Raw genomic sequence first — 11,129 nt, 5'->3', positions numbered from 1 at the left:
TTTGAGTAATTCGTTGATTTTGATTAGAATGCATAGTGTAGTCTCCTTGGAATGTATTTGGATCTGTCGCTGGCCAGCAACTGAGATCCTATTACATCTTACCAAGGAGTCTTTTTGTTTCTCAAACCCGATATTTCTCCATAATAGGAATGCTGCCCGTTTGTATTGCCCCCTCAAATCTTTATCCCGTCATCAATTATTCTTGTTGAATCATCAAATCCCAAAATAAACGAGCCACACAACTATTCTGTGTGGCTCGTTTATGCGATGAACAGCAGCCTGTATTCTAAGTCTCCTACTTGAGCATCAAGGAGAGTTGTCTGAAATCTGCAGTACTACTGTAGCAATTCTTATACGACTCTTACGTTGATCGGTATAGACCGAAACTTCGTCCCGTTCTGAACTCTCAAAGTAACGGTCGTTCTCCCCACGCTTACGCCCGTGATTCGGACCGTCTTCTCCGTCGACCGACATGTCGCGATCTTCGCGTTGCCCGGCGTGCAAGCAAGCACGAGCTCGTTGGACTTCAACCCGAGTGTATTGGCGGATAGCGTTCGGGAGTTCCCTACCGCAATTCGAACGCTGACGACAGAACCGCATGGAATGCACATTTCCCTCAACCTCCTAATTACGGCTAGCTAGTACTATACATATGCCGCAGAGAAGGAGGTTGATCGAGATACGTATCTACGTCGAATGAATATTAGATAAAAATAAAGAGTTCTATTAAAAACACTGCTTTCTTGGTAGCCAACGTTAATGAATCGATTAAGCCAATGGCTGACATAATTAAATGGTACACACAAAACCTGGTGGAACGTTGAAAAAGCCGCAGTTGAAGCAAAATACGTTGAAACTCAAAAAGTTCTTGGTTTAGATTATAGTGACATACACAGCCATTTATTTTGAGCAAAGTTCAAATTAGTTTATAATCTTAGAGAATTCTTTGAAAAATAAAGATTGTCAGTGCTGATTAAGAGTGTCAGATCTGACGGAAAGGTAACGAGATGACTGAAATTCTTGACAAAGGTCCTTTTTATCATGGGACACGAGCAGATTTGCAGCTTGGAGACTTGCTTACAGCTGGTTTTCGCTCAAATTACAATCCCGATGTTGTGATGAATCACATTTATTTTACAGCTTTGCGTGATGGAGCTGGATTAGCTGCTGAGTTGGCAAAAGGCGATGGCGCACCGCGCGTGTACCTCGTTGAGCCGACAGGTGCCTGGGAAAATGATCCGAATGTGACGGACAAGAAATTTCCAGGAAATCCGACACGATCTTATCGCAGCACAGCCCCATTAAAAATTGTTGACGAAGTGAAAGATTGGGTGCGACAAACGCCTGAACAGCTCGCAGTTTGGCTGGTACGTTTGGCGAAAATAGATAAAGGCGAGATTATAAATTAGCCTGTAATAGTTGACGAAATTGCGATCAACTGCCTCATGTTTGTATTGCGCTAATCAAATTACGAGACGTGGATCAAAGAAGCTTCGTCATGCGGAAATGCAGCCGAATCTAAGCAGCACCAGCAGCCTCATCTCAAGCACCCTCCTCCGCCTTCTACCGCCCAGGAATCTTCCGGAGGAGGGAAGCGACCAAGAAGCAATGCGGCAGTGCCAAACATCCGACCAGAATAAACTTAAGAAGAGGATCGATGGAAATACCGCGGAGCCAATAGGAGATATAAGTCACGATCAAGGCATGAATAATATAGACGAGAAAAGCTTGAGCCGACAGCCATCTGGACACCGGAGAAGGATCGCCGTTCCAGCGCTTGCGAAACGCTACCAGCAGCAGATAAGAGATTCCGAAGCCTAGTATCGGGTCAGTAGTAGAGTAAATGGCCGACTGCCAATTCATGCCGCCTTCGAAGGAGGTATCCCCTTCCATCGCACCGCCGAGCAACATAACGATGGGAAATAAAATAATGAGAACGCACACAACGACTCTCCATTTACGAGCAGCGGACTTCGTTAATTGATCCAGCCATTTTCCCCGATAAGCCCCTATCCCTCCGATAAATAATCCAATGTACGCCGGGAAATAAGCAAGCTGCAGAGACAACACCGTCTCCCCGACGGGATAAATCAATCGAATAAGGAAGTTGGCCACCGCGACGGCGACGAGATATCCGACAATCGTTCTCGATGTTAGCTTGAACGTATTCTTGGCAGACTGTTCCCCTCTGATTAGCCGGTACCCCGCATAAGCCGCAAAGAATAGGAGCAACGCCACCAAGTACCACAGCGGTCCCACCTCGAATTCCGCAAAACTAAGAAGAAGGTTCGATATCACTCTCGTCTTCAAGTAATCGGCGAACGAGCCCTCATACCCAGTTGAGACATACGCTAATAACGGAGTGATGACGGCCATGAAGAGGATGATCGGAATTCCGAATCTGATCAATCGGACCTTCATAAACTTAACCGCTCCATAACGGTCATAAGAGGATGGGGTCACATATCCCGATATGAAAAAAAACAACCCCATGAAGAACGATTGATTCACTGCCGTGAACGTCGAAAGCAACGCGGTTGCAACATCCGTGCTTGGCTGCTCGTTGTAATACCAGCTTCCTGCCCCTCCGTATGTGATTGCGGTATGATGAAGGACCACCAGCACCGTCAAGAACACCTTCAGCCGATCCAAATATGCCATTCGCTTCTCCATGTTATAACCTCCCGTTATCAAGTCATGACTCAACGGTAACATGGTGTCCGCATTCCGATCACCGAAAGGATGGAACCAAACCGCGCAATAAATGCTTCGGTTCCGAATCGCCGATCTTGCGGTTCAGAGGCGGAAGTTTGCGGTGTCTCCATCCTGCGAATGTAGTATAGTGAAAATAAATGAGAAGCCAGAAGCTTGCGGAGGACACGAACATGAAGCATCTATTGATCGTTGACGATCACCAGACCTTCTTGGCTGGAACGGCCATGATTCTCGAGAAGCATGGCTATATCGTTACAACCGCTTCGAGAGGCGAAGCGGCGCTAGAGTTGATGCGTGAACTCTCATTCGATTTGTTTATTTTCGATCTGAAGCTTCCGGGGATGAATGGATTCGAATTGACCGAAGAGACCTTGCAGAGGAATCCGGAGGCCATAATCGTTATCCTGACCGGAGAGGACATAGCCGAGCATTACGATCGCCTGATCGAGATCGGGGTGACCGGGATCTTGGAGAAATCGCTTGGCGAACAGGAGTTTATCGGCAGTCTTCGAATGGCATTTCAACGCTTGACGGTGTTACCTCTGCCTCTTGCACGGCAGCTTAGGGCGAAGGGGAGTCGTTTTCCTCCTCCTGCTCAGGAGCAGATCAGCGCCAATAAAGCCCTCTCGGATAAAGAAATCGGCGTTCTCCGGATGATTGCCCAAGGTTATAAAAATAAAGACATTGCCGACCGGCTCTTTATGAGCCAGCGCAATGTCGAATATGTCATCTCGCACCTGTTCGAGAAGTTGAATGCCTCCTCTCGCCAAGAAGCCGTGCTCAAGGGACTTGAACTCAAATGGATCAACTTGGATCTATCGCCGCAATCCGATTCTTAGAGCGGAAGAGCGCAGTGAACCTTCAACCCTTGACCGGGTTGGGATTCTAGCGTGACGCTCCCTCCGACCATCCGCGCTCGCTCCGCAATCCCCTTTAAGCCGAACCGATTCGAATCGGAGAAATCCCGACTCGTCTCCATGCCTACCCCATCATCCTTATAACGAATGTGCAGCCATTCGTCCTCTTGCCCGACCTCCAGCGTCAGCTTACGAGCCTCCGAATGCTTAAATCCGTTGTTAATCAGCTCCTGCACGATTCGATAGATCGTAATCGTTTGTTCGTCGCTAATCGGAGCCGTGATCGGCAGTGTCTTGAATTCTAGCTGAAACTCCGCACGCAGCCTCGTTTTCTCCACTAGCTTGGAGACGGCGTGAAGCACGCCATGCTCGGATATGAACGGCGGCATGAGTTCCTGGCAGGTTTCCCGGATCATGAATTCGACGTTGTCCAATCCCCTGCATATGTCTTTCCTGCTCTCATACATGGAATTTTCCCCGGACGTTCGTTCTACTGACCTGCGGATATTCAATAACTCCTGCAGGACTTCATCGTGAAGATCGGATGCTAGCCGCTTTCTTTCCTTCTCCGTAATCTGCATGAATAGCTTGGACAACCAGGGCTCGTCGCTCCCATGCCTCTGTTCCATTTCATTCAGCTTGGCCTCTATGAGATGCAAATAGTCATAGAATATCGATACGTATTTGCTCATCAGCATCAATGCGAACCGATCCCGCTCCACGAGAGCAAAGGGCTCCCCGCTATTCATGGACACTGCCAGATACAAATTCGTATCCCCCGTCCCCCCTGCCGCTCCGAGAACCAACGAGGGAGTAATGCTAACCTCTCCAGGAATATGCCGGTTACTTTTCGCTCGCAGAGCGGTTAGAAGCTCCTTTTCAAGAGAAGCCGTTAAGCTTCCCCCTACGCCCTGTATTTCGTGCTTTGTTTCCGTATACTTAACCAACCTAAACATATAGGACGCAAAATATCGCTGCCCCTCGCGTAGTACGCTTTGCTCCAGATCACCTACCCGGTAAGCGCGAGTCAACACGGACAATAACCGATCCAATCGCTGCCTCGTATCCACTTCCTGCTCAAGAGCCGCGTTCTTCGACTTCAGCTGTTCCGTAACATTCTTATTTTCCCGTAAGGTCTGAACGAATCTCCGAAAAAAAGTACGCCGAAATACGCAACCAGCACTAACAGCGCCCAAGGAAAAGTGTCCTCCAGACCTTGCTCCCAATAGGCGTCGTGGTATCCCATGCTGCGCCCCTGGAGACTTTCAAGCAGGTCTTTGCCGATATCGGGCAGCACTACGATCATGAAGAGGACAAACCCCTTGGCTATCCAACGGAGCTCCGCCTGATGGTTCTTCAGCCGCATAAGGGATTTGAATTGCGCGACGTAAAGCGTCATGTTGAGGAGCACTACGAGTATGAACAAGCGATCTAGGAGGAGAACGAAGGGTTTGCCCGCTCCAAACAGAGAGGAAACCATTATCGTACCCCAGAGAGCGTAGTTAGCTAAGATTAATCCCCGGCTCCAACGTTCGTTCGTCGTACCCAGCAGGTAAGTAATAAGGGAGAAGGCAAGAATAACAACAGCGCTCTTAATTGCTAGCGAAAAGTTGGTTATCTCCGGGAATTCCCCGAACAATATTCCTTTTTCGTCCCATTCCGCGAAGAGCTGCAGCGAAGCCAGGAAAGAGAATACGCTCAAATAGAGATAGCCCTTCTCCTTAGTAAGCACGGCGAATATGCCCAGAAAAGCAAACCCGACAATGACGAACAGCAGCGCAAATACGGCATCATCGAGATGACGCCGAATAAGGTTAACTACATCTGAACCGCTAGCAAGCGGCTGCATCAATTCATAGTTTACAAGACCGTTCAAAGCAAAGATCAGCGCAACCGTCCCGGTCATTTTCGCGCTTTCCTTCAAGATCGCCATCCGGATCCACTCCGATCGTTATATGGAAGTAGTCTACCATATTTGACGGTCAGATCGTGTTATTGCTTTGCGATAGAATGTTGACCTTCTGCCGGAGTTAGAAGCAGATTAGGGAGACTAAAAAAGATGACCCCTGTTCAGTACAGGAGTCATCTTTTATCGGTTACCTAACGGCCTTCTTTTAATCGAATCGTCTCTATGGTACCAGTATACCTATGTTGTCGATATCAGGCGCCCAATCGGTATAGGAGAACTTAATCGTGTTGCTGCCGGCGTTCAAATTCATGGATGTCGTATAGCTTCGAACGACATTCCAGCTTCCCGATTCCAGCCTTAATTTAAGTAGCGTGTTAGATCCGCCATTTACGCTGTAGTTGGTCCACCTCTCATTGGCTGACAGATGATTCAACTTCACTTTGTACGTACCCGCTGTCGGTACGGTCACATTGAATTGCACGGTACCCGTATTATTGCCCAAGTTACCGACTTTATTGCCGTTCGAGCAGTTAACGCAGGTTGCAACGGAAGCTCCGCCGGCAAGAGTCGCGTTTTCCGCTTCATAGTAAGTATAGGGATCGGCAGGCATGCTCGGTACGGTCGTCTTCGAGATCAAAACCGCGGCTCCTCCGGTTGCAAGGAGAGGAATCGTCAGCGTTGAAGCGGACGTTACCGTACTTGTCGTTTTCGTGAGAATTTCGCTTGATGCTCCGTCCTTATAGACATAAGCCGTGTAGTTGCCGGAACTGAGGTTCAGGCTCGTAAGAGGAATCGTAATCGTTCTCGCGCCGTCGGTCATCGCCCCGATATACCAATCCGAACCGCTGCGCCTTGCCATCACGACGTGACTCCCCGGGAATCCGTCCAGAAGCTTCGTCTCATCCCACGAGGCCGGCACGACCCGCAGCAACTCCGTGCCTTTCCAGTTTCCGTAGATGTCTATGGAGTCGGCGTAATTTTGAATTTTGGATTCATACACGATAGACATTGCCAACTGATGGCCCTGCGTCGTGTTTTTGTTCGTGTTGCTAAGCGCGACGGGCGTGTAATCCATGGAGCCCAGCACGTTTCTCGTGAACGGAAGCGTCGTATTGTGAACGGCGGTCGGAGCCGGCGGCCAATACAGCTTATAGCGTTCGGCGCCGAGCACCCCTTCCGAACTTATGACGTTCGGCCAAGTACGCTCTTCGCCGCCCGGCTTCGTGACGTTGTGGAAGTAGACCATCAGATGAAGCTCGGCGCAATAATCGGCTACCGACTCCAGGAAGCTCATCCCGACCTGCGAGTCGTTCTGCGTCATGTCCACCTTTACCCCTTTAATGCCCCAGCTAGCCCATTTCCGCAAATTCATCCTGCTCGCGCCATAGGGGGTATGGACGTACGGGCTGGCCCATATGAAGATACCCACGTTTTTCGCGTTGGCGTAGGTGACGAGATCCGGGATCGTGCCGTCGGTCCATGTCGCCCATCCGGCGTCGACGGTGACGTATTCCCAACCCATGGAAGCGGCAAAATCCACGTACTCTTTTTGGCGAGCCAAAGTAAAAGGCACTTCGCGATAGCCTTCCGGAACGCCCGGGTCTCCGTAATAGTCCTCGCTCCACCAAGACCATGCGGCGATCCCGGGTTTAATCCAACTGGTGTCCGCGATATTGGACGGCGGGTTCAGGTTTTGCACGAGATTCGAGTTGACGAGATCATTCAAATTGTCGGTGACGATCACGGCCCGGAAAGGGGTCTGAAAAGGCAAGGAGACTTCCAGCTTCGTTCCGTACAGAGCTTGGTCGGGCGCGCATCCGAACTTCATGTTCTGGCCCGTGCTCCCGGTTAGAACCGACGGGCAATACGACCCATTGGCGTTATATACGTTCGCTTCCGTAAATAAAGCCCAATAAGCGTTGCTGTTAATCGAAGCCAAAAAAGGCATGGTAACGCTGCTGGTATCTAGCGCGGAGGAACTGTAATACTGCCAGGTTCCCTCGTAAGTGTTGACCGGCGCGTGTCCCCATCCGCCCGTTCCGTTAGGAAAGTTGTATTCGGTATATTCCTTTTCGATGCGGGTCGCTCCTAGCCCGGGGACGTAGTATCGGAAAGCGAATCCGTCATTATAGACCCGAATATAGATTTTCAGTTGAGCCGAGCCCTTAGAGACGACGTATTCCCGTTGTACCGCGTTATCCGTGTTTACGCTTTTTTTGCCGCCCGGAATCGAATAGGTATTGTTCCAGGAGGACGTGCCGGTCGATACGAACGACATTCCGGAGTTGAAATCCGTTTGGGTGGTCTTGATGCCGAGCCGCGATTTGTCGACGATGGTCGCGCCGCTCTTCGCCACGGTATAGAACAGCTCCCCGCCTTCCAAGTAAATCGTCGCCGTGAGCGAGCCGTTAGGCGAGGCTGTCGCGTACTGCGTTCCGGCATCGACTGCCGAAACGGTGGAGACGGAAGTAAGCATAATAGATAATGCCAGTATTAAACTGACTACTTTTTTCAAAGACATGATATCCCTCCTCTTATTTTACAACGGTATAAATCAAGAGGTAAGCATTCTGTTCCTGAATACGCTGCGAGTCCGAGCTAGCATTCCAGTATGGGAATGCTAGCCCGAGACTGCTTATGAACTTATTTCCACAAATTAACCCGTTCTACATAGTTGTCCGTATAGACCTGCTCGATCTTCTCCGCATTGTTCGCCTTCAGATTGCTGATCAGCTTGTTGTAAGCTTGCTCCAGCTCGGCGGTCGATTCCGCGTAAGTCATCGTCGTAAAAGCCTTGTCGACAAGATCCTTCACCTTCTGCTCGACCAGAGCATCGGGAGTTCCGCCGACCGGTCCAAGGTTATCGTAGATCGCCATGTCCCATGTCGAATCCTTCATCGACACGAGGGCATGCGTGGCGATCGCGTCTCTCTCGTACTTGGCCGCCAGGTCGTACGGGGTTCCATCCTGGCCGAAGCCGTTCTTGATGAACCACGTCCATTTGCGGATGCCCGTTTTTTTCGAGAATTCGTTCCAATTGTCCTTGAAGCCCTGAATGACTTCCGGCCGCGGAGTATGCTTGCCGTCCGCCATATCCCAGTGCTGTCCCTCAAGTCCCCATTGCAGCAAGTACTGTCCTTCCTCGCTGACGAGGAAATCCATCATCTTGATCGTTTCGACCGGATGCTTGTTGGCCACCGTGATGCCGATAGCGTCCCATCCGAGCGAGCTTCGGGGTCCGTAGGTCGTCTGGGAAGGATCGACATCGGGCGCCACGATCTTAAACGCGTAAAATTGTTTGTCCGTGTCTTGGCCGAGTTGCTCGCGCAGAAGCCGATTCGCTTCGGACGGCAGTCCGCCGCCGCTCGCGAATACCCGCTCGCTCGTAAGCTTCTGATCGTAGATTTGCGTCTTGTTGACCGCCCACTCCTTATCCAGCAGCCCTTCCGTCTGAAGCCCGTTAACGAACTTGATCATCTCCAAATACCTCGGATGACGCACGTCGAGCTCCAGCTTGCCGTCATGCTCGTAGTAGTTCTTCATCCCGTACATGCCTTTGAAAGTTCCGACGACGGTCGGCATGTGATCGGAATTCATCGTGAAAGGAATGGCGTCCTTGCCGTTCACCTGAGGGTACTTTTCCTTGAACATGCGCAATAGATCGACGAATTCCGCTTGCGTAAAGCTCTCGCCTTTCATCGCTTTGTCGCCGTATCCGAACTCCTTCAGGATATCCATCCGCATATTGATGCTCCAGACCGGATCCGGATCCATGCCGTACCAATTGTTCAGATAGTAATTATTGCCGTCCTTGTAACGGCTCTTATTCAGCACGTCTCCGTACATCTCCGTAATGTTCGAGCCATACTGCTCGATCAAGTCGTTCAAGGGAATCAAAGCCCCGGCGGCGATATATTTGTTCACGATGTCGCTGCGGCGATCCATGAGCACAAGGTCGGGAAGATCGTTGCTGGTGAGCATCAGATTCAGCTTCTCTTCCGGATTTCCCGTCGGCTGCTGGATCTCGAACGTAACGCCCGTTCTTTTGGTAATCTCCTGCGCGACGGGATTATTGAATTGATCTCCCGTGTTCTTATCGAAAAACGTAAGCGTAATCTTTTCTTTCGTCGGTTCCGACTCGCTGCTGTCGGAAGCCTTGCTCCCGGACGCCGTTGTTGCGGCGGATTCGCTCTCTGCTGAACTGGAGTCAGAGTTGGAGTTGCCCGAGCAAGCCGAAATCAATAGAATGAGAGCTAACATTGCGGCTAACCAAGCGAATTTGCGTGCTCTTACCATCGATAATACCCCCTAAAGTATAATTGTCGAATTAAGCTTTCATATAAGAAAGGAACGATTGGTTCGCTTCCAGCATTTCATCGCACATCTTCACGATGTCGTCCAGCGACAGCTCCGAGGACGTATGAGGGTCAAGCATGGCCGCATGATAGACATGCTCCCGCTTCCCGGTTATGGCCGCCTCGATCGTGAGTAGCTGCATATTGATATTCGTCCGGTTCAGCGCGGCGCATTGGGGAGGCAGTTCGCCGAATCTCGTCGGCAGAATGCCGTTGCCATTCACCATGCAGGGAACCTCGACGCACGCCTTCTCCGGTAAATTGCCGATCAAGCCGCCGGTATTGAGCACGTTGCCGGCAATCTCGAACGGCACGTTCGTCTCCATCGCCTCCATAATATAAGAAGCATACTCGTGTGAGCGCTCATGGGTCAGATTCTTGTTCTCTATCATATCGTTAACTTCCTTCCAGAAGGATGCCTTTCCTTTGCCCCAATTCTTGTAACCGGTCGTCGGGAGGGAATATTTCTCCTTCAGCTCGGGATAACGATGCTTGTGGTAGTAGGGAACATATTCCGAGCCGTGCGAGCTGGATTCGGTCACGAAGTAGCCGAATAACTTCATGAAGTCGTAACGTACCATATCCGTATGCCGTTCCGTACGCGCAGCAGCCTTCCGTCTGATCTCGGGGTAGAGGTCGACGCCGTCTCTGGTAATTTCCAGCAACCAGGCCTGATGGTTAATGCCGCCGATTCGCCAGCGCACATCCTGGTGATCCATGCCGAGGCCTTCCAACAATTCGCGGGCACAGGTTTGAACGCTATGGCACAAGCCTACGGTTTTAATGCCGGTTGCTTGCTGCATGGCGCCGGTTACGATCGCCATCGGATTCGTATAGTTAAGCAGCCAGGCATCGGGACATACTTCTTCCATGTCCTTCGCCATATCCAGCATGACTGGAATCGTACGCAAACCCCTGAACAAACCGCCCATGCCGAGCGTATCGGCTACAGTCTGGTGCAGACCGTATTTCTCCGGAATCTCGAAGTCCGATGAAATCGTCGGAATCAGTTCCCCTACGGCGATGGCATTGATGACATAATCTGCTCCGCGTAGCGCTTCTTTGCGGTCGGTATAGGCTTTGACGGTAGCGCGCCCGCCCAGGTTATGGTTAAGATTTTGCAGCATTTTCTCAGACTGGCCCAGTCGTTCATCATTAATATCGTAGAGAGCCATATGGGCATTCTCGAGAGATGGCGTTCTCATGCAGTCCCCGAGAATATTTTTGGCGAAAATAGAGCTTCCCGCTCCGATAAACGTAATTTTTGGCATGTTGCTTCCCCTTTGAGTTCTA

The 11,129-nt window shown here is 50.6% G+C and carries 9 protein-coding genes; 2 read left to right on the top strand and 7 right to left on the bottom strand.

All coding sequences use genetic code 11. The annotated features are described in order from the left end of the window. Positions 1–350: 350 nt before the first annotated feature. On the bottom strand, positions 351–611 hold the full coding sequence (locus DFP95_RS25170) for a hypothetical protein (RefSeq protein WP_115995441.1): 261 nt from the start codon (positions 609–611) through the stop codon (positions 351–353). Positions 612–1,007: 396 nt separating this feature from the next. On the opposite strand from DFP95_RS25170, the gene arr reads away from it, so the two are divergent. Continuing rightward, positions 1,008–1,409: an NAD(+)--rifampin ADP-ribosyltransferase gene (gene arr, locus DFP95_RS25165; RefSeq protein WP_115995440.1), complete on the top strand. Its 402-nt coding sequence runs from the start codon at positions 1,008–1,010 to the stop codon at positions 1,407–1,409. A 154-nt stretch (positions 1,410–1,563) separates the two neighbouring features. Here the strand turns inward: arr and DFP95_RS25160 are convergent, their stop codons facing one another. Beyond that, positions 1,564–2,673 carry an acyltransferase family protein gene (locus DFP95_RS25160; RefSeq protein ID WP_181907599.1) on the bottom strand — a complete coding sequence of 370 codons (1,110 nt, stop codon included), beginning with the start codon at positions 2,671–2,673 and terminating at the stop codon, positions 1,564–1,566. A 212-nt stretch (positions 2,674–2,885) separates the two neighbouring features. Between DFP95_RS25160 and DFP95_RS25155 the strand changes: the two genes are divergently transcribed. Continuing rightward, the gene (locus tag DFP95_RS25155; protein WP_181907598.1) at positions 2,886–3,554 is read left to right on the top strand and encodes a response regulator transcription factor; all 669 of its coding nucleotides are present in this window, start codon (positions 2,886–2,888) and stop codon (positions 3,552–3,554) included. Here the strand turns inward: DFP95_RS25155 and DFP95_RS25150 are convergent. From DFP95_RS25150 to melA, 5 genes are all read right to left on the bottom strand, one after another. Continuing rightward, a complete protein-coding gene (locus DFP95_RS25150) occupies positions 3,551–4,624 on the bottom strand; it encodes a sensor histidine kinase (protein ID WP_115995437.1) in 1,074 nt (357 codons plus the stop codon). The genes DFP95_RS25155 and DFP95_RS25150 overlap by 4 nt on opposite strands. 47 nt (positions 4,625–4,671) lie before the next feature. Beyond that, a complete protein-coding gene (locus DFP95_RS25145) occupies positions 4,672–5,505 on the bottom strand; it encodes a hypothetical protein (RefSeq protein WP_115995436.1) in 834 nt (277 codons plus the stop codon). Positions 5,506–5,701: 196 nt separating this feature from the next. Further along, positions 5,702–8,002, bottom strand: coding sequence for a glycoside hydrolase family 97 N-terminal domain-containing protein (locus DFP95_RS25140; RefSeq protein WP_115995435.1), 2,301 nt, complete (start codon positions 8,000–8,002; stop codon positions 5,702–5,704). 122 nt (positions 8,003–8,124) lie between these two features. After that, positions 8,125–9,777 (bottom strand): extracellular solute-binding protein, encoded by a 1,653-nt coding sequence (locus tag DFP95_RS25135; protein WP_115995434.1) that lies wholly within the window; start codon positions 9,775–9,777, stop codon positions 8,125–8,127. 31 nt (positions 9,778–9,808) lie between these two features. Beyond that, positions 9,809–11,107, bottom strand: coding sequence for an alpha-glucosidase/alpha-galactosidase (gene melA, locus DFP95_RS25130; RefSeq protein ID WP_115995433.1), 1,299 nt, complete (start codon positions 11,105–11,107; stop codon positions 9,809–9,811). Positions 11,108–11,129 lie beyond the last annotated feature (22 nt).

The organism is Cohnella lupini (assembly GCF_003386205.1).
Classification (GTDB): Bacteria; Bacillota; Bacilli; order Paenibacillales; family Paenibacillaceae; genus Cohnella; species Cohnella lupini.
This window is presented reverse-complemented; position numbering and strand designations above follow the sequence as displayed.

What these genes read in the sequence shown, in the direction of transcription:
- DFP95_RS25170 (WP_115995441.1), bottom strand. Translation starts at nt 611, where the DNA reads ATGTGCATTCCATGCGGTTCTGTCGTCAGCGTTCGAATTGCGGTAGGG.
- arr (WP_115995440.1), top strand. Translation starts at nt 1,008, where the DNA reads ATGACTGAAATTCTTGACAAAGGTCCTTTTTATCATGGGACACGAGCA.
- DFP95_RS25160 (WP_181907599.1), bottom strand. Translation starts at nt 2,673, where the DNA reads ATGGAGAAGCGAATGGCATATTTGGATCGGCTGAAGGTGTTCTTGACG.
- DFP95_RS25155 (WP_181907598.1), top strand. Translation starts at nt 2,886, where the DNA reads ATGAAGCATCTATTGATCGTTGACGATCACCAGACCTTCTTGGCTGGA.
- DFP95_RS25145 (WP_115995436.1), bottom strand. Translation starts at nt 5,505, where the DNA reads ATGGCGATCTTGAAGGAAAGCGCGAAAATGACCGGGACGGTTGCGCTG.
- DFP95_RS25140 (WP_115995435.1), bottom strand. Translation starts at nt 8,002, where the DNA reads ATGTCTTTGAAAAAAGTAGTCAGTTTAATACTGGCATTATCTATTATG.
- DFP95_RS25135 (WP_115995434.1), bottom strand. Translation starts at nt 9,777, where the DNA reads ATGGTAAGAGCACGCAAATTCGCTTGGTTAGCCGCAATGTTAGCTCTC.
- melA (WP_115995433.1), bottom strand. Translation starts at nt 11,107, where the DNA reads ATGCCAAAAATTACGTTTATCGGAGCGGGAAGCTCTATTTTCGCCAAA.